The sequence below is a fragment of the Arenibacter echinorum genome (assembly GCF_003259375.1).
Taxonomy (GTDB): Bacteria; Bacteroidota; Bacteroidia; order Flavobacteriales; family Flavobacteriaceae; genus Arenibacter; species Arenibacter echinorum.
Genome location: NZ_QLLN01000004.1, coordinates 640105 through 664861, shown reverse-complemented (window position 1 = coordinate 664861; position 24757 = coordinate 640105). Strand labels below are relative to the sequence as shown.

General features: G+C 33.9%; 15 protein-coding genes and 1 tRNA gene. 14 read left to right on the top strand and 2 right to left on the bottom strand.

Features of this window, described 5'->3' with window-relative positions:
* The first annotated feature begins 6 nt into the window (after positions 1-6).
* From rseP to LV92_RS13130, 7 genes are all read left to right on the top strand, one after another.
* Entirely contained in the window at positions 7-1323 is a 1317-nt protein-coding gene (gene rseP, locus LV92_RS13160) for an RIP metalloprotease RseP (protein ID WP_111624086.1), read from the top strand.
* Positions 1324-1427: 104 nt separating this feature from the next.
* Positions 1428-1501 (top strand) — tRNA-Asn (locus tag LV92_RS13155).
* A gap of 348 nt (positions 1502-1849) precedes the next feature.
* The gene (locus LV92_RS13150) at positions 1850-2146 is read left to right on the top strand and encodes a helix-turn-helix transcriptional regulator (protein ID WP_111624085.1); all 297 of its coding nucleotides are present in this window, start codon (positions 1850-1852) and stop codon (positions 2144-2146) included.
* Positions 2143-2472: a helix-turn-helix domain-containing protein gene (locus tag LV92_RS13145; protein WP_111624084.1), complete on the top strand. Its 330-nt coding sequence runs from the start codon at positions 2143-2145 to the stop codon at positions 2470-2472. Before LV92_RS13150 ends, LV92_RS13145 begins: the two co-directional genes overlap by 4 nt.
* Positions 2473-3301: 829 nt before the next feature.
* Complete coding sequence (locus tag LV92_RS22120; protein WP_317046767.1) at positions 3302-3862, top strand: BfmA/BtgA family mobilization protein; 561 nt, start codon at positions 3302-3304, stop codon at positions 3860-3862.
* A 641-nt stretch (positions 3863-4503) separates the two neighbouring features.
* Positions 4504-6438 carry a helix-turn-helix domain-containing protein gene (locus LV92_RS13135; RefSeq protein ID WP_111624083.1) on the top strand — a complete coding sequence of 645 codons (1935 nt, stop codon included), beginning with the start codon at positions 4504-4506 and terminating at the stop codon, positions 6436-6438.
* Positions 6439-6631: 193 nt separating this feature from the next.
* The gene (locus LV92_RS13130; protein ID WP_146613547.1) at positions 6632-7150 is read left to right on the top strand and encodes a hypothetical protein; all 519 of its coding nucleotides are present in this window, start codon (positions 6632-6634) and stop codon (positions 7148-7150) included.
* Between the two features lie 539 nt (positions 7151-7689).
* On the opposite strand, the gene LV92_RS13120 is transcribed toward LV92_RS13130, so the two are convergent.
* Positions 7690-8457, bottom strand: a complete 768-nt coding sequence (locus LV92_RS13120) for a helix-turn-helix transcriptional regulator (RefSeq protein ID WP_146613546.1) — start codon at positions 8455-8457, stop codon at positions 7690-7692.
* Positions 8458-8777: 320 nt separating this feature from the next.
* Between LV92_RS13120 and LV92_RS13115 the strand changes: the two genes are divergently transcribed.
* Positions 8778-9488, top strand: coding sequence for a DUF975 family protein (locus tag LV92_RS13115; protein WP_111624079.1), 711 nt, complete (start codon positions 8778-8780; stop codon positions 9486-9488).
* Positions 9489-9848: 360 nt separating this feature from the next.
* Here LV92_RS13115 and LV92_RS13110 read toward each other — a convergent pair whose 3' ends face one another.
* Complete coding sequence (locus LV92_RS13110) at positions 9849-14723, bottom strand: RecQ family ATP-dependent DNA helicase (RefSeq protein WP_245946378.1); 4875 nt, start codon at positions 14721-14723, stop codon at positions 9849-9851.
* A gap of 449 nt (positions 14724-15172) precedes the next feature.
* Here LV92_RS13110 and hsdR point away from each other — a divergent pair, with 449 nt between their 5' ends.
* From hsdR to LV92_RS13080, 6 genes are read left to right on the top strand one after another with little or no spacing between them, the layout of a single operon-like run.
* Positions 15173-17545 carry an EcoAI/FtnUII family type I restriction enzme subunit R gene (gene hsdR / locus LV92_RS13105; RefSeq protein ID WP_111624078.1) on the top strand — a complete coding sequence of 791 codons (2373 nt, stop codon included), beginning with the start codon at positions 15173-15175 and terminating at the stop codon, positions 17543-17545.
* The gene (locus tag LV92_RS13100; protein WP_146613545.1) at positions 17439-18782 is read left to right on the top strand and encodes a hypothetical protein; all 1344 of its coding nucleotides are present in this window, start codon (positions 17439-17441) and stop codon (positions 18780-18782) included. The genes hsdR and LV92_RS13100 overlap by 107 nt, the downstream gene beginning before the upstream one ends.
* Before the next feature lie 5 nt (positions 18783-18787).
* The gene (locus tag LV92_RS13095; RefSeq protein WP_111624076.1) at positions 18788-20209 is read left to right on the top strand and encodes a class I SAM-dependent DNA methyltransferase; all 1422 of its coding nucleotides are present in this window, start codon (positions 18788-18790) and stop codon (positions 20207-20209) included.
* A 1-nt stretch (position 20210) separates the two neighbouring features.
* Positions 20211-21530, top strand: coding sequence for a restriction endonuclease subunit S (locus tag LV92_RS13090; protein ID WP_111624075.1), 1320 nt, complete (start codon positions 20211-20213; stop codon positions 21528-21530).
* A gap of 1 nt (position 21531) precedes the next feature.
* Complete coding sequence (locus tag LV92_RS13085; protein ID WP_111624074.1) at positions 21532-23397, top strand: ATP-dependent nuclease; 1866 nt, start codon at positions 21532-21534, stop codon at positions 23395-23397.
* Positions 23398-23422: 25 nt separating this feature from the next.
* Positions 23423-24586 carry a hypothetical protein gene (locus LV92_RS13080; protein WP_111624073.1) on the top strand — a complete coding sequence of 388 codons (1164 nt, stop codon included), beginning with the start codon at positions 23423-23425 and terminating at the stop codon, positions 24584-24586.
* The last annotated feature ends 171 nt before the right edge of the window (positions 24587-24757 follow it).

Below are 24757 nucleotides of genomic sequence, written 5' to 3'. Positions count from 1 at the left end.
TACTTAATGACCTTAACACTACAGATTGTACAGTTTGTACTCATCATATCCATTTTGGTGATCCTTCATGAAATGGGCCATTTTTTTCCCGCAAAATATTTTAAGACCAAAGTAGAAAAGTTCTATTTGTTTTTTGATGTGAAGTTTTCCCTTTTCAAGAAGAAAATTGGGGATACGGAGTACGGAATTGGCTGGTTGCCTTTGGGCGGTTATGTAAAGATAGCCGGGATGATTGATGAGAGTATGGATACCGAGCAAATGAAGCAGGAGCCGCAACCATGGGAATTCCGATCCAAGCCGGCTTGGCAACGTCTTATTATTATGACCGGTGGGGTAATTGTCAACTTTTTATTGGCATGGGTTATTTATACCATGTTGTTGTTTAGCAATGGCGATACCTATATTCCTTCGGACAGCCTTAAATATGGTATTGTAGTAGATTCCATTGGGGAACAGTTGGGATTGAAGACTGGGGATCAAATTTTAATGGTAGATGATAAGAAGACCAGAAAATTTAACGAGGCGGTTTTGGATATTATTCTTGGAGATGAGGTGACGGTGAATAGGGACGGACGGGAAATAACAGTTCCTTTATCAGATGAAGGCAAGGAGACCGTTTTTGCTACTCAAGGTAAAAATTTCTTGGGATATAGATCTAAGGCTATCATTGCCAAGGTACAGCCCAATTCGGTAGCCGAAAAGGCGGGTTTAATGCCCGGTGATGAAATTAAAGGGGTCAATGGAGTTGATACCCAATATTGGGATGAATTTAGAAGTAAAATTGGTGCTTCGGCCAATCAAGAATTAGACATCAGCGTTTTGAGGAACGGTACTACCAAACATTTGGGATTGACTGTTCCCGATGAAGGAATAATAGGGATAGAGTTAGACCTGACCGATCTTAGGGTTACCGATAATTACAGTTTTCTTGAAGCTATCCCGGCAGGTTATAAACGTACCATTCAGGTGTTGACCGATCAGATACGACAGTTCAAGGTAATCTTTAATACCAAAACAGGGGCCTATAAACAAGTTAAGGGTCCTATAGGAATTGTGGAATTGATGTCGCCCACCTGGGATTGGGTATACTTCTTGAATTTTATGGCCATGTTCTCGGTTTGGTTGGCATTTTTGAATATTCTTCCTATACCTGCTTTGGATGGGGGCCATGTAATGTTTTTGTTGTACGAGATGATTTCTGGCAGAAAGCCTAGTGAAAAGGTACTGGAAACAGGCCAAATAATTGGTTTTGTTATACTTATGGGGCTTATGGCAGTGGTGTTCGGTAACGATATTTGGAATATCATCAAGAAGTTTTTATAGGGGAAATAAATATTTTTAAAATTTAGGTGCAAAACAGCCATTTTTTGTTTGGCGTATTTGAAAAAACATTTATATTTGCACCCGCTTAGGCGATAAAAATACACTCCTCCTTAGCTCAGTTGGTTAGAGCATCTGACTGTTAATCAGAGGGTCCTTGGTTCGAGCCCAAGAGGGGGAGCTTAATGAGAATAGGCCTTACGAGAAATCGTGAGGCCTTTTTCTTTTCATGGGGACAACATAGGGACAACATTTTTTTTCTGCATAATATTACCTCAAAGACTCCAAATATTATTCTTAGTTAGGCACTTTCAACAGAAGAAACTAGTTAGTGCTACATCTCAAATCGGATTCAGCTTCCACTTTCAAATACAATCACATGATAATGGCGTGTTGCGCAATTCGAACCTTTTTTTAGGAATCGTTGACAATCCCTCAATAACTATCGTTTTTTTAAGTTAAAATTTTCTCGAACTACTTTCTGTGGTTTTTGGTTCTCTAATTTGAATAGAAACTTAAAGCAAATATCATGGAAGAAAATGAAAACGTAGTGGAGCTGTTATCCGATATCAAAGGTTTACTGGCCCACACCAAGAAAGTAATGAACGTGGAGGATCTGGCCGCATACACCGGACTCTCCAAAAGCAAAATCTACAAACTGACCCAGCTAAAGCTGATTCCCATGGGGAACAATCCCCATATCCGCCAGAAATTTTTTGACAAGGACACCATAGATGCCTGGTTGTTGGGGGAACCCGACCTTTCCGATGAGACCTTGGAACATAGGTTCAACGAGTCCTTAGCGAATAACAGAAGAAAATTATGAAACCTGAAGAAAGAAATTTTCAGGGGATCTGGATACCAAGATCGATCTATCTGAACACGGAGGTGAACTGGTACGCAAAGATCTTGTTTTTGGAGATACACAGCTTTACCGAAAACGGTATGGAATGCTACATGTCCAATAAGTACATCGCTTCCTTTCTTCATATTTCCGAACGACAGGTTAGCAGGTACATTTCCCAACTAAAGTCCTTGGGCTGGATAGAGGAAACATCCTTTAATGGAAGAAAGCGCTTCCTGAGAAGTCTGTTATATTTTGGATATGACACTGGCGACCCAGACATGACATTATTAGCATGGAAGCGTTGACATTATTGACCGGGCGGAATGGACAAATGTGTCTAACATAATAAACAAGTAAAAAAAGAAGAAGAAAAAATAATTTATCTATAAACTAGAGAGAAAGAAAATTCAAATCTGATATCGGAATAGTTGATATAGAAAAGGATGATCAAATCAGTTTTAAAAAAGCAAACAAGGCGTAAACCGCTTCGCGCCCCAGAATTTTTTAATTTTTTTTCAAGGAGGTAAAGAATGTTATCCCTATGCCGAACTCCATTTCGAGGTGATGGCTGCGAATAAGAGCTTCTTGGAGCATTTTGACAGGTATTGGAATGGTGTATTCGAATTTCAAAATGTGTCGTGCCTATAGCTTAAAAAAGGTTGCGGGTTTTTGAATTTCACTCAAATGTTATTGGAATTCCTAAAGCCTAGGAAAAAAACACATAACACAAACAATTTGAGCCTTTCCCAGATAGGGGACCGGTATGGAACACAGATATCGGATAGGTTCATTAGAATGTTCAACCGGTTAAAGTTGGACGGCCCAAGCCGAAGAAAACAGCTGGTGAAAGAAAAAAAATGACCTTTTGGAACGAACGGACCGATTGGAAAGGGCATTAAAAAAATCATAACTAGGGAGAAGCTTTTTAGAAGTTTAAAAGAGGGTCTTCCGCTGCGAAGTAAAACGGAGCAAAGGAATAGCAAGAGGGTAACGGGCCAAGGCCACGTTACGAAAATTAAGTTGTTGATTTTCAATTGATTGAAAATCAATTTACTCCTAGACTTTGCGAAATTTGCGACAAACGGCCTGTAAACGCCCATTTTTAGGGGAGAATTTGCGACAAAACAGAAAATTATGAAACCATTTATAGGTATTCGTTTTAAGAAAGATACAGCAAAGCAGTTCCAGACGTTTTCGAGGCGGTTTTTCAAGACCCATACGGAGGCACTGCAAACGATGTTGGATTTCTTTTTCTATAACGAAATTTCTCCAAAGGAATCTTTTGGACCTAATGGAAGGACCATTGCGAACCTGATCAAGAAACGGTTTGATGCGATGGTCGCCATTATGAAAAATATGGAAAAGAATGGGGTACTTCCGACCAAGGCCATGATAGAACTTTTATTTGAACACACCCCCCAAAAGAAACGGAAACAAGCTCCCTTGTTGATGGAGGTTCGTCAAGACGATCCGGAAAGGGATATGTTCTTTAAAAAGGTGGAGCAGGCCATTGTCATAGAAAGGAAACATACCAATCTTAAACGCGACTTAAGACAGAACAGGGCGGAGTTTATAGCCCTATTGAACAAGGTACAAATGGTGAAGAGTAGTTTTGGAAAGCCCAGGTTACAATTGGACATGGCCCTGGAGGATTTTGAAAAGCTCAAAATTAAGTTGGAAAAGGAATTGAACTAGGTTCATCAGTATGGCAATATTGCATTTTGGACGGGGCAATTGGACAAAATAAATCCAATCCCTGCGGAAGTTGAAAAACCTCTGGATTTTCCAACCCCCTCGGAACCGCTCATAAAAGCCTAGGGCGTAGAAAAAACGCCCCATGCCTTTATCTTTGCCAACGCACGATTGCCACGAATCAAAAAAAATGATGTTCCAAATTTACCTAAGCAAGTGCGCCCTAATTCGATTTTACTAAACACGTATCTTCCCGAATGCTATAAAATCGAATCAGGATCCAGGCGCAGGTAAGTTATGGTAAGATTTGGGGTTGTGTCCGTTTTTTAACTTTTTCGTTATAAGGGATTTCACTAATTTTTATTGAAAATTATATTTGGTGTTATGGAAATTATAACCTAGGACACTCGCCTTAACTTATATGTCCGAACACAGATAACATAAATTGAGTTTGGTCCCAATAAATAGTTCTAATGGTATTACCTGAGAGTAGATTTTTATTCACGTTGCTCACCAAGGAAGTAAATAAAATAGCAAATAAAGATTTATGAAAGCACGATTTACCTGAGATTATAGGCTCTAATTAATATTGTTACCTTTATAAGTATGGTTCCCTTTAAATTTATTGTATAAATACTCTTATAATGACTAAATCAGCTAATCGTGAAGAACTTTTTATATTAAAGCTGAATCAAATTATTCTGAATAACCTTACCAATGAGCAATTCAGTGTAGAAAAGCTTGCCGAAATTTATGGGATAAGTCGTTCCCAACTACATAAAAAATTAAAAAAGGCTTTGGGAAAATCTGTAAGCCAGTTTATTCGTGAAATAAGGCTTGAAGAGGCGATGAAAATGCTTAAACAAGACAGATTAACGGTTTCAGAGATTGCCTATCAGGTGGGTTTTAGCAGCCCAGCCTATTTTAACACCTGTTTTAAAGAAACTTATGGATATCCTCCTGGGGAAGTAAAATTCAGGAAACATTTGGATAAGGGTTTAACCCCTGAGAAAAGAAGAAGTGTACCTTTTTTTTCAAAATTTAAAAAGAGAAAAACTGTTTTTTTGATAGTATCTGTTGCACTCTTAATCTTATTTACACTATCCTTTTTAACAATCAACAGAACATCTTCCAAAGGGAATTCAACTTTAGATGAACCCTTAGCGACAGATTCCATGTCGCAAGAGAAGACCATTGCAGTGCTCCCTCTTAAAAATTGGAGTGGAGATCCTGAACTGGAATATATCAGTGATGGTATGACGGACGCTATAATAATAAGATTGGCTAAAATTGAATCTATAAGAAAAGTAGTTTCGTTCACCTCAATGTTATCGTATAAGAATACTGATAAATCAATTTCACAAATCGCTCAAGAATTAGGGGTGAAAAATGTTCTCCAGGGTAGTTTTCAATTATCAGGTGAAGATGTCAGTATTAAATTACAGATGATAGACGCAACCTCTGAAAATCAATTTTGGGAAAACGAATACAACAGTATCTGGAATAGTGACGAAATCTTTGTGATGCAGGCCGAGGTGGCAGAAAATGTCGCACGAAATATGCAAGTAGAGATAACAGACCAAGAAATTGCGGTCATACAAAAATTCCCTACCAAAAACAAAGAGGCCTACAATTTATACCTACAGGCAGAATATCTAAAAAGTAAACATGATGCCTATACCTACGAAAATGCGATTCGCTTATATGAAAATGCCATTGCCTTGGATCCTAAATTTTTGGAGGCCTATGTTGGTTTGGCGAACACTTTTATATATGGAGGTCTTTTTTGGGGGGTATTTAACGAACAGGAAGCCTGGCGTAAGGGGAAACCCTTATTACAAAAAGCGCTCGCAATTGATAGTATGAACATTCAAGTACATGAGCAATTATTCGCAGGTTCCTACTATTATGATTGGAACTTTGATCTGTCAGAAGCCTATTACCAGGGAAAATTGTTTGGGGACAGAAAAAATTTTGGTTTTTATTATGCCATAAATACTGGAAGACCGGATGAAGCACTAATAGCAATTGAAAACAGCATTGACTTGGATCCCTCAGACCGCTTCCTATATGTCGCAAAGGCTGAAGCGCTTTTTTTTCTAGGTAATATGGAGGAAAGTTCTGCCATATTGGAAACTTATAATTCCTATTTCATAGACAATTTCTACTATTTGATACAGACAGCACGTCTTTACTACAATCTTGGGGAACATGAAAAAGCAAAAATACACCTTCAATTAATATTGGATAAATTTCAGGGACGCCCACCTATAGTACTATGGCTTGAGGTAGTTTACCAGGAGATGGATGGAAACACTGCAGGCGTCAAAGAAACCTTGAAGCTACTACATAAAAAATATGAAGAAAAGGTCTCTGGTAGCCCTGCATGGTTTCTTGCTCTTTATTATGCACATATTAAGGATTATGATAAGGCCCTGCTATGGCTGCAAAATTCATATGATCATCATGAAGTTGAAATGGTCTGGCTAAAAGAAGAGCCGGTACTAGAATTCCTAAGGGAAGACCAAAGATATTGGGAATTGTATAAAAAAGTTGGGTTTTCTAAGGTAGATTTATGATTTCAATGAAACACTGAATATTTTTTTATGACATATCCATACTATTCACAACATAGCTGAAACACCTATAATTTTTTTTTAATGGACTTCTAAAAATCTTATAATATTACGAAACATAGCTGCTTAGTTGTGCTATCTCTTTCCCTATATGTTTGTGACATCAATTATTTATAAACCTTTAAATATAAATGTCATGGAAAAAGTAGTATTAAGTATTATGCTTTTAGGCCTTACTGGCCTTGGCTTTTCACAGGAAAATAACGAAGAAATTACGGCAGTAGAACTGGCCGCAGTAACTGTATCAGCACCTAACTCAGATTACCTGGCTAATGTGCAAGACCAGGATACCCCAGAAGTAGTACAGCAGTTACAGAACAGGGCCGCGCTTTTGGATGTTACAGCTTTGCTCGAATATGATAAAAGGGAGAAAGAAACGTTCGAAACCGTATTCAAGGCCACAAATGGAAGCTTGATTGCTTTTTACGCAAGGAACGGCCAAATAGTATCCTCCATGGAAAATTTCAAAGATGTGGTATTACCTCTGACAATAAGAAAAAAAGTTTTTGAAGTCAATTCCGGATGGAAAATAAGTCGTAACAAATACCTAAGTACCTATCAGGATGATAGGCTTATAAAAAAACTATACAAGATTCATTTGGTTCAGGGAGCCCATACAAAAACACTTATCATTAATTTGATCGAAGAGGAATAGTGTTATAGCGCCCCTGTTAATTTTAACCTCTTACATGCTTTGTCAACTTAATGAAACTACAAACCTAAACCTCTGTTTCCATGGATAAAAAAACCGCGGTGGACAAAAGGTGGACAGTAGTAAAATAAAGAGATGAAAATTGGTGGAAAACATTGTTTCACATAGATAAAACTTCAACTTTAAGGATTACCGATCAAGACTTAAAAGTTTTGTTGTGCGGTAAACTGCGCTTTCAGTTTTTTCTTTTTTGAAATTTTCAGAGTTAGAACATATTCCAAATGCCCAGATAACAATAGAATAGGAAGTAATTATAACAAGAATGAGTAGTGCGAAATTGATGTAAAACAGAAATACAGGAATAATTATAAAGACAACAATTTGTTCAATAATGTTTCCATTTTTGACTTGTCGATGAAAAGGATCTAAACTGTTTTGCATGTCGAAGATCAATTGTGATTTCCCGAATTTTATAAGCGCATCCTTTTATCGTATTATCTTCTTTAACCATTTCAGGATAATAACGTTGATGAATCCCAGTGCTACTCATTCACCATTTGTACCAATTTCATACGACTTTTTATGCCGATTTTGGTATAAATCCGATGTGTATGGTCTTTTACGGTCTGTAGGCTAATGAACAATTCGTCCGCTATTTGTTGGTTGGTCTTGCCAAGACAGATTTGCTCAACAATCTCTTTTTCACGCTTCGAGATTTCATATTTGCTATATATTAATTCCCTTTTCTCTTGATTCGGGTTTTCGGAATGCAATGGTGCAAATACCAAATGGGAATGGATTTTAAGATAAAACAAGGGTACCAAGTTTGAAATAAAATACACCAATATCAATGGGGCAACAATCCATGGGCTGGAAAAGGCAAAGGGCAATACCGCCAGTCTTAATACAAGGGCCAAAAGCATCAAAATCATGAAGCGGGGCACTATTTTTTTATCAGCTCGTTTCTGTCTTTTTGAATAGTGCCAGACAATTCCAGCAAATATGAGCATATAACCAAGTTCCAAACTAATGAATATTCCCATTTCAGTATAAATGAGATCTTCTGTTATAAAAGCTAGAAAGTTATCGGTTAAAAAATAAATTCCTGATATGACGATTACAATTGTCAAAAAAATTAGATAAATACGAAACGCTCTGTTCTCTGACTTCACGTCATTCAGCGAAAACCCCATTTTAACCAACATGAACCAAGAAATAAGTAAAAAGGGCACGCCAAGTACAGGTAAAAAATTGGTTACCGTTTCCACGGTTTTGCCATCAACCTCAATTGAAGTCAGTATAACCCTCATAATTATCGGTGCCCAAATGCCATAAAAAGCAAATGAAAAAAAGGTGACCAAAAAATAAAAGTAGTTGCGATGAAATTCGGTGTTGTAGGTGGTGATGAATTGGTGGCCCACTAATATACATGCCGATGCTATGGCGGCACAAAATATAAATACGACAATGAAGATTAAACTGAGCAAGTTTTTGTTTGTTATAGGTTAAAAGTATAAAAATGTAGGTAATACCTACCCCTACCTTAGTAGTGATTTTAAATTCACTACTTAAGTTGGAATGTATTTTAATAGGACTCACTTAAATTTGTGTGAATATAAATTTTAAGCTCATGGAAATAATAAAAGAAGAAAGAAGACCCGAAGCTACTATTACTGGTAGTTATGGTTATGGATGGCAGCAAATGTGGAAACACTTTTTGTATTTATTTTTAGTGATGATCATTGTGGGTATTGCTGAATCTCCTGCTTCCATTGTTCGGGATTCCGATACCGATATTTCCCCTGGAACGATAGTTTTACAGATTTTGGCCGCCGCCTATTGGGTGTTTGTTTTTTCCGTTGTGAAATACGGTGGCGATTTAATGTATCTACGTGCCATTCGTAATCAAAAAGTTGAAATCAGTGAGATGTTCGATGGCTTTAGAAAGAATTACATCAATATCATCCTTGCTAATTTGCTCACCTTTGCCATAGTAGGTTTAGGGTTTGTTTTTCTAATTGTACCCGGTATTATTCTGGCATGTAGGTTGGCATTCGTTTCCTACCTGGTTATGGATAAAAATATGGAACCCATTGCTGCTGTTGAAAAAAGCTGGGAAATGACCAAGGGGCACGGTTGGCAGATTTTTGGAATGGGGTTGCTCGTAATTCCTATAGTAATTGGTGGACTCTTATGTTTTATTGTTGGTATTGTATTCTCCATTATATGGATTTGCGCTGCTTTTGCCTCAATGTACCATGCGGTTGACCTTGAGGAAAAAGAACAACTGAACGATGAATTTGTCGATGAGAAAAAGCCTGCCCAACCGGAAGGGAAATAAAAAGTCTTGGAGGTCAGTATTTAGGTGCTTTTAAGTTGTTTCTGATATATTTTAATCGAACCGACTGTTTCGCTTATCAGGTTGTTGAATGGACATTAGAAAGTCCTCTAAGTCTTAGTATGGGAGAATGAATTTTATGAGGGAGTCATTTTAATTAGCTAGTTCTGTAGCTTCACAAAGGAAAGAGGAAACCATGGATCTTATATTGTTAGGAGCAAATTACTCTAACGGCCTGGAACAAGTCGTTACTTGATATTTCCCATTACAATGTCAAAGTTTTTATGTTGACTTTCCGATAATAACAAAACAATCTAAGGAGGTTGGTTTTAGGTATGCAATGGATTCATAATTCGGAATCCATCAGTCAATTGATTTGATAAATTTCAATTTTGGTAGCACAACCTTATACTCTTTTTCTTCTTCATTGTCGTACCAATACACCAAATATTCGACAGTACCTGAAGATAGTTCATAACCTTCTTTAACAAGCTTACGGTACTTGGTGTTAATAAAATGTTTCGAGAATAAAAGGACATTATCTTCATTTAAATTGGATAACCCTAAGGCTTCATTATCCTTGAATTTTACACTAATTTTTTTTAATTGGTCACCAGATTGTAATTTCTTTATGTTAATTGCCGTTCCTGAATACTTCTGGGATCCTAAATTTATATCCTTATGTCCTAATACTAATTCTATGTGGTTGGGTTGCGTTGTTTTACCTTCATAACTTATTTTTTGAATTTTATCTGTTTGAAAACTATCAAAAAAAGCGGAGTTGCAATGAATTTGTAAACTATGCTTTGCTCGCGAACATCCTACATATACTAAGCGTTTGGATTCGGCATCAATAAAATTATAGTTTTCTAATAGAAGATAAACATGATCAAATTCTTTCCCTTTAGATTTATGCATTGTTGATATAATTATGGCATCTGAATCTCCATATATAGCATCTTCCATTTTTATCTCGCGCAGATAATCGTACCAATCAACTAGCTGTTTTATGGAGTCATAATTTGCCTCAAATTTTAAGATGATAGCCCAGCAAACATCAAAGTGCAATTTATTTTCAAAGGAATGTGAAAAATTCACTTTAGCTTCTTCCCATGTAGTATTGTAAATAATCCCCGCATCATTTTTATTTTGTGTTAAATAAGAAGAAAAGATTCTTAATTCGTGTAAATGATCAAGACTAAAACCTTCCAAACCAGTAATTAGTTTTGTTTTTTGACCTAATTCTGATAAATACGTTCTTATAAGTAACGCTTGTTCATTGGTTCGGACTAAAACTGCCCTTGTGCCAGAATTGTTATCTTCAATTAACTTTTCGGCAAGTGCCTTTTCCAAATGAGAAGAAGAATACTTAATTATGTTTATTCTTTGACCATTATGCTTATTGGCAGGTTCCAAAATTTGATTTTCTTTCAGTCTATTTGGAATACGGCTAAGTAATTCATTGCTAAATTCAACAATGTTAGATGTGCTTCTATAGTTTTTTAGTAGCTGATATTCCACAGCATTATATGTCCGCTGAAATTCGAGCATATTTTGGTTAGATGCGCCTCTAAAACGATAAATATTTTGATCATCATCGCCAACTGCAACCACACGTATGTTTTTGGCCTTTTTAATAATTATTTGAACAAGTTCCCATTCTAAACTATTAACATCCTGAAATTCATCTAATACAAGTACACTTTTATTTATTACGGAAGAAATGTCTACCTCATTTTCCTTTATTGCGGTAATGCAGTCTTGTATAATTTTGGTTGATTTGTGCAGGTCTCCCATTTGTCCCAATAATTGAAAACAGAAACCATGAAATGTAGTAATATTAATTAGTTGAGCAAATTCCGGCACAAGCTGTTTAACTCTTGATCGAAATTCTAAAGAGGCAGCCTTTGAAAATGTAAGCATTAAAAATTGCTCAGGTTTTATGTCTTCCAATAACAACAAGCTTGCTATTTTATGGACCAACACCTTAGTTTTTCCACTTCCTGGGCCTGCAAGAACTAGGGTTTTTTCAGATCTGTGATCATCAACAATATTTCTTTGATCAATATCTAAATTTCCGGTAATTTCTTTAAATCTTTCATGGGTAATGGGTCTAGTTATTTCAGATTTACGTCTTGGGAAATATTTTGATATAAACTCCTCATATGGCTGACTAAAATAATCGTTTACATAAATTAAGGCTGACTCATAGTTTTGAAGTCTTTTTTTGGCATATTCCCCCACAATGTGTATTTGTTGTATTTTATGGTCGTAATGGTCACCAATTTTTTTAAAGTTATCTTGTGTAAATCTAGGTACAGAACGATTTATTTCTTCAATATTTAGCCTGTTGTAAGTAACCATAAAACCACCTTCTAGTTTTATGGATTTTATTTGATTTAGGAATAACAGAGATTTCTCGTATTTACTTAAATCCTCTTCTTTGATTGTCCTAAAAAGATGATTGGAATTTCTTAATTGTAACATTGAAAAACTTACAGGAAGATCTTTTTTGGTATCGAGAATGGCTTTTTCATCACTTTGAAATTTCTCAAGAAGTTCACATATATCCAGAGATAATTCATGTCGCCATATTATATCCTCTTTTATTTTGGAAGAATTTATAATTTTAATTTTGTACAGGTCATTGGCTCTATCAACTCTATTTTTTTGGATTAATTTTCTAATTTCCCAGTAATTAAGAATATTTCTAATGGCTTCAATTGAAGATAAATCAAGACCAGAATCGATTATTCTTTGATTCAATTGTCGCATTGAAATCTTAATATCCTTACATAGCACATCTTGCATGGCTAATTCAATTTTATGGTATTTGGCAAGGATATTTTTTGAACTATTTTTGGATGGATTAAGAGTTATAAAGGCGGTTAAATCTTTGGCGTCACCTAGAATTTGTAAACTTCTTAGCAAATCTATGATTTCCCTTATTTCATTAAGTTTTAAAGCCGTCCTATCCGCTAAATAATCAATTCTACTCTCTTTGTCGGAAACAATAATTTTTAGAACTCGAGAACAATTATTGATTTCGGATTCTGAAAGCTCTGAGTTATTATTAATGATTTTAACAGCCTCATCAAAGTTGGGAACCATCAAACTATTTGCAAATATGCGAGATGAATTTTGGGTCCTTTTTAGAAAACCTTGGTCTTCCAAAGCTGCAATGGAAGTTTTTACCCTAGTTTCCAGTTCATGAATTTCGGTGTCCCAACCGGCTTTTTGAGCTATTTCCAAAGCTGAATTGCTTATTTTTTTATTCTTTCGGAATTTGGACATATACTTAATCGCCTGCCAAATTTGCTGAATTTCCTTTTGATTTATTTTTGTTTGTTGAAGCAGACTAAAATGTTTATTAAGGTCTTGTTCATTAAATAGGATATAGCATTTAGCTTTAATTTTTTCATCCCTTCCCGCTCGTCCAGCTTCCTGAACATAATTTTCCAAGGAATCGGATATGTTATAATGTACTACGGATTTAACGTCATCCTTGTCAACTCCCATCCCAAAAGCAGACGTTGCGACAATAATATCTTTTTCATTATTCATGAAGGATTCCATGTATTCTTTCTTGACTTCCTTATCTAATTTGCCATGAAAAAATGTGGAATTGAAACTGGCTTTTTCTAATACAGTATGAATTTCTTCCACTCTTTTTGTTCTAGACGCATATATGATGGCAGGTTTTTGGCAGCGATGAAGTAAAGCAACCAAGGTTTTCATTTTGTCGTCGGCATCCGATACTGGTAAAACTTCGTAATGTAAATTTGTTCGGCTTGCCCTTGTAATAAACTCAACTAAATCCAAATTTAGTTTGTCTTTAAAGTAAGCCTTAATATCGGCTATAACTTGTGGGTTTGCTGTAGCTGTAAAACATGAAACCGGTATTTTAATAGAGGGCTTATCTTCTTCAAGTTTTTTAATAAATTCAGCGATATATAAATAGTCCACTCTAAAATCTTGCCCCCAAGAAGAAAAACAATGTGCTTCATCTATCACAAACCTGCCAATGGAACGTCGTTTTAATATTCTTAGAATAGTTGAAGATCGTAACGATTCTGGTGATAGGTATACTAGTTGTATGTCTCCTTTTTCAATTCGATCTATGGCATTTTCTCGCTCTAGTGGAGAAAGTAAACCATTTATGGCAACTGCTTTTGTAATGTCGAATCGCTTTTCAAGGTTCTCTACCTGGTCCTTCATTAAGGATACTAAAGGTGAAATAACGACAGTAAGTTGTCGTGTTAAAGATCCTTTCATTAAAGCTGGTAGTTGAAAAGTAAGGGATTTACCTCCACCAGTGGGGAAAACTGCAATAATAGATTTATTGCTTAATCCTGCCCGAACTGTTTTTTCTTGTAGGCTTATTTCTTTTTCTTCATCAAATTTTCTAAAATCTTCAAAGCCGAAATATTTTTGTAATGCTTTTTGAGGATTTAAATTTGATGTACAATAAGTGCAAGTTGTTTGCTCACAAGACTTAAACCTAATATGGTCTATTATTGTTTGAGTTTTGGGGAATGTCTTATTGACGTATGGCGGTAGTATTGATTTGTCGTCTTCAGTGTGCATTAAAGCTAGGGCATATGCAAGTTCTATAGGGTATTTTTCACAAATGGACTTTAAGTTGGCATTAATGCAAAATTTATTTTTGAAAATTCTGTTTATTTCGTCCCCAATATTGATTATTGGATTAGGAAATTTGGCTAATTCTAAAAATCCAGAATAGTCAATGGAGTTTGATAATAGGCTTGAGTAAATTTTTCTAATACCAGGGTCTAGATCATTAAATCGATTAAGCTCATCAAGCAATAATTGTTTGGTTAGTTTGCAATCAGATAATGGGTTATTTATATCCCGATCATTTACAATTTTATATCCTTTTACAAGTTTGTGATAAGGGTTTTCACTGAATAGAAGGGGAGACCATAATAAAGTATCTACAATACTTTTATTGCAAAAAATATCCTTTCCCAGTATATTTTTTAAAAGAGGGATATCATGGGCCACAATATTGTGACCACAGATATAGTTACACTGATCTATCCAATTTTCAAGTTTTGTTAGTTGATTTTCATGTAGTTCTTGTTCATTGAAAATGGCTCCAACATCTTTTATTTTGCCGTCATTAGTTGTCTCTAAATCTAGATAAAGAATGTTGTCATTCATGTAGCTAATTCTTTTGATAATTTCCTCTTTTGAAATTTCGGATATAGTTTTCATAATATGACTCAGCAATCAAAATTGTGCAGATTTTAGGACCGCACTCAATACTTAACGCATGGAGTATTAAAAATGTTATAATATTTATAGTTACATGTGGGATTTGTTAATTAATGATTTTATTTGATAGTCCTCTTTTACCTATTTGGTACAATGGTTAATACATTGGCTTTTCAGGGGATATTACTTTACTATTTAGGTCTCAAGTAACGGGTCCTTCAATTTCGACTAGGACGGGATTAATTTTTAAAAAATTCCCTAATTTTCAATAGTGTTTATCAAAAGATTGCAATTATGTTATAGTTTATAATCATACTAATCCGATAGATATGTCCTTCAATCAAAAAAAACTACTATTTTTAAAATTCCTTAAACAAGAATTGTTCTTAAATATGTTCCCCCGACTAATTTTAATTGCTAATTAATTTTGACTTCTCGTCCAAATTTTAATGAATAAAAAAGATTTATCAGAACGTGACATTTGTTCAAAATTTATAAATCCCGCGATTGAAAAGGCTGGTTGGAATATCAAAAAGCAAGTCCGTGAGGAAGTGTCCTTTACTGATGGGCGTATCATAGTTCAAGGAAAGCTATATACACGGGGGAAGAGTAAAAGAGCTGATTATATACTTTACTACAAATCAAATATTCCCATTGCAATTATAGAAGCCAAGGATAACCGTAAGCCAGTTGGGTCTGGAATGCAGCAGGCTTTGGAATATTCAGAAATTCTCCAAATTCCATTTGTATTTACATCTAACGGTGATTCGTTTGTATTTCATGATAAAACGGCCGATAAAGGTGCGTTGGAGCAAGAAATATCATTAGAGGACTTTCCTTCTCCTGATTCATTATGGAAAAAATATTTAAAGCATAATAATCTAGAAACCCCAGAAGCTCAAGACATTGTTGAAAAGGACTATTTTGTTGATGATAGTGGTATGTCTCCTAGATATTACCAACAAAATGCAGTTAACCGTACATTAGAAGCAGTTGCTAAAGGTCAAAATAAGATTATTTTGGTAATGGCTACTGGTACAGGAAAAACCTATACGGCATTCAATATTATCTATCGATTATGGAAAACAGGGGTTAAAAAACGTATTTTATTTCTTGCTGATAGAAATGCATTACTAACACAGACAAAGAATGGTGATTTCTCTCCCTTTGGCAATGATATTATGCATATCATTAAAAATAGAAAAATAGATAAGTCATATCAAATTTATTTTGCGCTTTACCAAGGTTTAACTAGCACTGACGACGATAAAAATGCCTATAAAGAGTTTAGTAAGGATTTTTTTGACTTAGTTGTTATTGATGAGTGTCATCGAGGAAGTGCTGCGGAAGCTTCGGCATGGAGAGATGTTTTGACGTATTTTGACTCTGCCACACAAATAGGACTTACAGCTACGCCAAAAGAAACTAAGGATGTGTCCAATATGGATTATTTTGGTAAACCGGTGTATACCTATTCTTTAAAACAAGGTATTGATGACGGTTTTCTAGCTCCCTATAAAGTGGTTAGGATTACGACTAGTGTAGATGATGGTTGGAGACCTACAGCAGGTCTAATAGATAAATATGGAAATGAAGTAAAAGACCGCATTTACAACCTGAAAGATTATGATAGAACCTTGGCGATTGATGAACGTACTGAAATCGTTGCAAAAAAAATAACAGAGTATCTAAAAGTTACAGACAGATTTGCCAAAACTATTGTGTTCTGTACAGACATTGACCATGCCAATAGAATGCGCCAGGCACTTATTAATGAGAATGCAGATTTGGTTGCTAAAAACTGGAATTACTGCGTAAAAATAACTGGCGATGATGAAGTAGGAAAGCAGGAGTTGGACAATTTCACAGATGTTGAAGAACGTTTTCCGGTAATAGCTACCACATCTAAAATGTTGACTACAGGTATTGATACCAAGATGGTGAAGTTTATTGTTTTGGAATCTAATATTCAATCGGTTACTGAGTTTAAACAAATTATTGGTCGTGGTACCCGAATTAGGGAAGCAGAGGGTAAAGTGTATTTTACCATTATGGATTTTAGAAAGGCAACTAACAATTTTGCTCGACCTGACTTTGATGGTGACCCAGTACAAATTTACGAGCCAGAACCGGGTCAACCAATTACTCCACCTGATGAAATAGAGCAAATTTCTACCGATGGTGGGGAACCAACTCCACCCCATGATTTTAAGCCAACAGCTCCGGACATAGGTATTGATGAAGGCGAGGACAAAATTAAAAAGTATTATGTTAATGATATTCCCGTATCAATTATACATGAACGAGTTCAGTATTATGGCAAGGACGGAAAGTTAATTACGGAGTCTTTAAAAGACTATTCTAAAAAGAATATAGCGAAGGAATTTACCTCACTAGATGATTTTTTACAAAGATGGAACGAGGCGGAAAAGAAAGAAGAACTTATTAAGGAGCTAGCAGAACATGGTGTTTTGTTAGAAGCATTGCGTGAAGATGTTGGTTTAGATTTAGATGATTTTGATTTAATCTGTCATATTGCATTTGACCAACCAACTTTAACAAGACAAGAGCGAGCGAATAACGTTCGTAAGCGTAATTACTTCACAAAATATGGAGAAACAGCACAAAAGGTCTTAAATAGCTTGTTAGATAAGTATGAACAAGAGGGCATCGTATCTATTGAACAGGGTTCGATACTTAAAATAAAACCATTAAATGAAATGGGGTCACCTGTTGAATTGGTTAGGGCTTTTGGAAAACGGAAAGATTTTGAAATGGCTATCAAAGAGTTGGAAGAAGAGATTTACAAAGAAGGTGCCTGAAATGAAAATTCAAATCACAGTAGAATTTTATGATGAAAACGAGAGACAGAAGATTAAAGATAATTATCCTTCTGCCTATTTGAAGTTGGAACCAATTACGAACCAAAATATAACAATTGATTATGAGGAGTTTAAAACTTATAGCCAATTTCATCAACAAAACGTTGATATTCCTGATTTTAAATCATACAACACAATAAAACGAATTGTTCCTAGCGCTTACGGTAAAATGGAGCTTTATTATAATTATGATAGTACAAATGAAAAAATCACATCTAAATATGATAATAATAATGAGCAAAATGATATTTCAGAATCAATAGGTTGCGCTGGTGCGTTGTCTGTTTTGAGTTCTGTATATGGGCTTACCGAAGCAGACTGGAAAAGAATTAACATATCCAATCATAAAGATTTTGATTTCGACAGTTCTGTTGTCCAAGGCTTAGATAAAATGATTGTTATTGAAGCCAAAGGCTCTATAGTTCCTGATAATTCTTTGGTAAAGCATAATCGAGTTTCTAATCATAAGGCGAAAATTAAAAAAAAGAAAGAAGACGTTGAGTTTAAGAAAAATTACCCAAATGGCGCAGATTTATTTATTGGGACAATTACAGTTGCTGACCCTCAAAATCATTTAAAACTATTACTTGTAGATCCACCAACTGAGAGTAATTTAAATTATAATTTGCGCAAAAAGATTAAACTATTAAAAAGACTTAATTATTATTTTGATTTTTTAATGGCTATAAGTGATAAATCATTATTAACAATTTCACTCTTAAACAGAATAAAAGTTATTGAAATTTTAAATGATGTAGATGAAGTTGACAACATTATATTAAGGAATACAAATAATGACCTTATAAAAATAGGTGATAGTTTCATTGATTCTCATTCGCATATAAAAAGAAATATTATTGGAAATGTAATTCCAATATCTAATAACCATCTTCTTTTTATCGGTTTTCCTAAAAAGATTTTTAAGATGTTAAGTGTGCAATTTCAATCGGAAATTCTAAACTATAAAGTTAATCCTGAGACATATAAAGACACCATAGTATGTTCAATGTCAATTAACAAAGCTATAGAGCTAAGTTTTTTTAGTGATTACTATGAACAATTAAATAGAAAACCTATTGGAAATTTTAAATTTAACGTTATCAATTCCAAAATTACACAAGCTTCCTCCGGATTGAATTATTCAATTATTGAATCTAAAAATATTATAATCTTATAAACTAAATGAGCAACATAACAACAAACATAAAAGGCATACGCGATATCATGCGTAAGGATACAGGAGTGGACGGAGATGCACAGCGTATCTCGCAAATGGTGTGGATGCTGTTTATGAAAATCTTTGCCGATAAAGAAGAAGAATGGGAGATAACCATAGACGGATACGAAAGCCCTATACCTAAGGAATTCAAATGGCAAAACTGGGCTGCAGATGATGAAGGAAAAACAGGTGATGAATTAATGGAGTTTATAAACAATGAACTCTTTCCTGCGCTTAAAGATTTGGATATAACCATAAGTCCACAAGCTCAGATTATACGTTCGGTATTTGATGATACGTATAACTACATGAAAAACGGAACACTCTTCCGTCAAGTTATAAATGTTATTAATGAGATAGATTTTAATAGCACCACAGAGAGTCATTTGTTTAATGACCTATATGAGACTATTTTAAAAGAATTGCAATCTGCGGGTTCTTCTGGGGAGTATTACACACCAAGAGCGGTTACGCAGTTTATGGTAGATATGATTAATCCACAATTGGGAGAAAGCATCTTGGATCCTGCATGTGGCACGGGAGGTTTTCTAACCTGCACCATAGACCATTTACGCGAGCAAGTAAAAACGCCAAAGGACCGTCATGTTTTACAAACCTCTATAAGAGGTATAGAGAAAAAACCGCTACCACATTTACTGTGTACTACCAATTTAATGTTGCACGGTTTTGATTTACCTGCGGTACGTAGAGATAATTTATTAAGCAAACCCTATGCAGATTGGGGTGCAAAAGATAAATTAGATATTATTTTAACCAACCCACCATTTGGAGGAGTAGAAGAAGACGGTACTGAAACCAACTTCCCTAAAAAATTTAGAACTAAAGAAACAGCAGACTTATTCTTGGCTTTAATAATAAAGTTGTTAAAAAATAATGGACGTTGTGCTATTGTATTACCGGATGGAACATTGTTTGGTGAAGGGATGAAAACACGTCTAAAAGAAGAATTACTTACTAAATGTAATCTACATACAATTGTACGTTTGCCTTTAGGTGTGTTCAACCCTTATACTAATATTAACACCAATGTGTTGTTTTTTGAAAAGGGTAAACCAACTAAAGATGTTTGGTATTATCAACATCAATATCCAGCAGGCGTAAAAAATTATAATAAAACGAAACCTATTAATATAAAAGAGTTTGATGCTGAAAAAACTTGGTGGAATAATAGAGTTAAAAATGATTTTGCTTGGAAGGTATCTATTGACGAAATAAAAAATAGGAATTATAATTTAGATATTAAAAATCCAATAGATCAAGAACAAGAGGAATTTGAATCATCAGAGGTTATTCTAAAAAAACTTTCTGAAAGCAATAAAATAGTAGACGGTCTATTGTCGAAAATAAAACAAATTCTTAATTAATATGGCATACGTTCAATTAGGAGATATTTGTAATGTTATTAAAGGTGAAATAGGTATTACTAATGCAATTCCTGGTGATTATCCTATGGTTACAACAGGAGAGTTTAGAAAGAGTCACGATAAGTTTCAATTAGATACAAAAGCTGTTCTAGTCCCATTGGTATCAGCTACAGGTCATGGTCATGCTAGTATTAAAAGAATACATTATCAAGAAGGCAAATTTGCTTTCGGTAGTATTTTAGCAGCTTGTACTCCTAAAAACGAAAACTATTCTGCAAAGTTCTTGTATATTTATTTTAATTTAATGAAAGATTATGTATTAGTGCCACTTATGAAAGGTAGTGCTAATGTGTCGCTTACACTAGGTAATCTTAAAACAGCTAAAGTTCCAGATATATCTTTAGAAACACAATTAAAAATAGTTGAATTATATTCTAAAATTAAAATAGAGCAAGACAAAGCAACCGATTTACTTGTTAAGCAAAAAGATGATATTGCATCATTAAGACAGTCTATATTACAAGAAGCAATTCAAGGAAAATTGACCATAAACTGGAGGGCTGATAATCACGATATTGAAAATGCTTCGATTTTATTAAAACGCATTCGAGATGAGAAAACACAACTTATCAAAGACGAAAAAATAAAAAAGGAAAAACCTTTACCGCCAATTGCCAAAGAAGATATTCCATATGAACTACCTGAAGGCTGGGTTTGGTGTCGAGTAGGTGAAGTTACTGATATAATTGCTGGGGCTAGCTTCAAAAGTGGTGATTTCAATAAAATTGATGGTGTGAAATGCATTAAAATCACGAATGCAGGGGTAAGAGACTTTGTTGAGACGGATGATTATTTGCCAAATAATTTTATAGAACTATATCCAAATTATTTAATCAAAAAAGGGGATTTAATATTAGCCTTAACAAGACCATATATTAAAGATGGTTTGAAAATATCAATTTGTCCACCAGCTTACCACAACTCTTTACTTAATCAACGTGTTGCTTCTATTAGATCAATGACAAAATACATTTATCATCCATATGTATTTTCATTTATTCAATCTCCAATGGTATTAAATCATTACAAATCAAAGTTTGATGGAAAAAGTCAACAACCTAATATGAAGATGGGAGATATTACTAATTTATTAATATCAATTCCGCCAATAGAAGAACAAAAAGTTATCATTCAAAAAGTAAATGAGTTAATGGTTTTATGTGATGGGCTAGAACAACAATTATTTGATAGTAATGAACAAATTGAGCAATTAATGCAAAGTGTGTTACGTGAGGTTTTTGAAGGTGAAAAATCTAATTAGGATGAGGTTAAAACATATTTATATAAGCAAATACAAAAACTTAACAGAATTTACTTTAGATTTTGAAGGAGATAGTTTTATCGATGTTTTTGTTGGAAAAAATGGTACTGGAAAATCTAATTTATTTGAAGCTTTAATAGAAATATTTAAGCATTTATTTGAAGATGATTATGAAGTTAATTTTGATTTTAAATTAATATATGAATTTGAAGGAAACGAAATTTCTATTAGTTGGAAGTGGGCTGAGAGTATATGGATAGACGAAACTGAAAAAGAAGTAAAGAAAATAGGTAAAGAACAATTACCAGATAATATTCTTATTTATTATTCAGGTCATAATAATAAAATAACAGAGTTAGTTGAAAATTATGAAAGTACTTTTAAGAAAGGCCTAAAAGAAGCTAATGAAGGAGATACAAGAGAATTTATTGGTATTGGTAAAGAATATAAAGCACTATTGTTGAGTGTGTTGCTTTTACAACCTGATGAATGTAAAGCAAAACAATTCATTGCTAAAAAGCTTGGTATTAAATCAATAGATAATCAAGTAAAAATAACTTTAAAGCGTCCTTTTTATGCAAAAAAGAAAGGTTACGACATCGACTCTCTTGAGCCCAAAACTAGATTTTGGAAGGCCCAGGGAATTACTCTTGAATTTTTAGATAAATTAAGTGCAGTTAAAAAAGGAGATATTGAAAAAGGAAAGGTTCGTGATGAAGACTACATTTATAACGATGATTACGAAGATGAATTTATAATATACCTTGATATTGCAGATTTTCAGAATAATTTTTCGGGTACTTCACCTCAAGATATATTTAGAGATTTTGATAATTTAAAAACTATCGAAATGCTTGATGATATTTCAATAGAATTAGAACTTTTGGATGGTTCTATAATTGGAGTAGATAAATTTAGTGATGGTCAGTTTCAGTCCGTTTACATTTATTCGATAATGGAACTATTTAAAGATAGAAATTGTATCACACTTTTAGATGAGCCAGATTCTTTTTTACATCCAGAATGGCAGTTTGATTTTTTGAATCAAATATTAGAGATTACAGACCAACAATCTGTTAGTAATCACGTACTAATGACTACACATAGTCCATCAACATTAACTTCGTATAAAGAAACGCATCTTAATATTTTTGAAATTAATGATGAAAATAAAGTGGTTTGTCATAAGATGATAAAAGCAGATATTATTCATTCGCTTTCATCTGGTTTAATTTCATTAACCGAAAATGAAGCAAAACTAAATATCAATCATTTCCTAAACAACACAAGTGGAGCTGTTCTTTTTACAGAAGGTATAACTGATGAAATGATTGTAGAAACCGCTTGGGAAAAACTATATCCTGGCACGAAACCAAATTTTGAAATTCAAAATGCATTTTCTTGTGGGTTTTTAAGGAATCTTATCAAAGATGAAACTTTATACAATAATGCACCTGATAGAAAATTTTTCTCTCTTTTTGACTTTGATGAAGCATTTGGTGATTGGAATCAACTAGGAACAGATGTGGAAACAAACCCTACTAATTGTTTGACAAAAAAATATAAAACATTTGAGTCATACTCAATGTTATTACCTGTGCCAGCAATTGAAGATATTTCAAAACAGGTATTAAATCCACATATTGGAGGAAACTATGGTAAAAACTCATTGTTGACAATTGAGTTTTTATTTTCTGAAGTTCCGGGTCTTGAAAAGTATTTTAATATCGATACTCAAAGAACTGATGGTTTTAGGAAATTTAAGGGAGACAAAGTGAAGTTTGCTCGAGATATCATTCCTTTAATTTATTCTGCGCACTTTGAGGTGTTTAGACCGATGTTTGAGTTTATAAAAAGTAAAATTTGATATTCCATTTAAAATATTTTGCTTCATGAAATGGTTAAAAAAAATACTCGGTTTAGATAAACAATGTGAGCAATTATTAAATATCCAACAATTATTGAATTCTATTCAGCTAGAACAAAAACCATTTTCTATTTCATCTAATTTTAAACTTGTAGACCCTTTAAATAAGAATGTTGAACTATTTGCATTCAAGGAAATAGAAAAGGATTTATCTATTTCTAAAAATAATATCCTCATAAAAAATGGGGATTCCATAATACGCAATTTTTTTGGAAGTGTGCCAGAGTTTATTTCTACAGGTTTAATTTCAAAATCCTATAAATTTGTTTTTCCACAAGGGTTTAGTGGGCAAATTATGCAAATTGGAAATGGTCAAGGAACTGCTATTATGCAAAATGGGAGTATACTTGCTCACGGATCTTATGTTAAAAACATTGTTGTTGCTGCTCCTTTTGCTGTTTATAGTTTAGGTAATATGGTTATTAGACAACATTATTTAAATAAAATACACGAATCTCTAGAGAGAATCAGTGAGAAATTAAATGATTTAATAGAACTTGAATTTATTAAGAAAGAAGCAAAAATTGATGCCATAATTTACTTTTATAAAAAAGCATATTTTGAGTTTGACAACATCAATACAAATGAAAATTATAAAAATGCAATTCTTACCAATATTGTGGCTAAAAATATTGAGGTTTTTGAACTTATAAAATTTTATGAAAAATCAATTCATAAAACAGGTAAATATGATGCTACCTCCATAAATAATTTTGAGGACCAGCTGAAAATTTTCGTTCAATTACAAGACTTATTTCTATACGGTAAACTCCTTGCTTTTGTGTATGCAAACTTATATAATAAGGAACTTCAAATGGATTTCATTAAAGAATTTGAAAACGTAAGGTCTATTTATCTAAAAACATTTAAAGCTAATAGTATTCAAATTAATAAAATTTTGGATGAGAATAAAATTGGATGGTCTGATTGGTTAAAAAGAAGTAGAGCACAAAAACTCAAAGCTAGAAATAGTATTATAAATGACCTTTTAACTATTGATAGTATTACAAGGGTAGTGGAAGAGAATTTTGAAGAAGGAAAGGTGATACTTATAGATTTTATTACTAAAATAGAACTACCACAAGAGTTTATATTCGAAGAGGGAGAGCTTTACCAGATAACTTATTAGTTATGATTAACAGACCACAAACAATACAGATATTCCTTCCAGATGGTTATCCTACAAGCATTCGTGAGGCAGAAATAACCATTAGTTAAGGCAATTTTGTTTCCACGCAATAAAATGCAAGAAGCAGTAAAAAGAGAACTGATGGTTTTAGGAAATTTACCGGAGACAAAA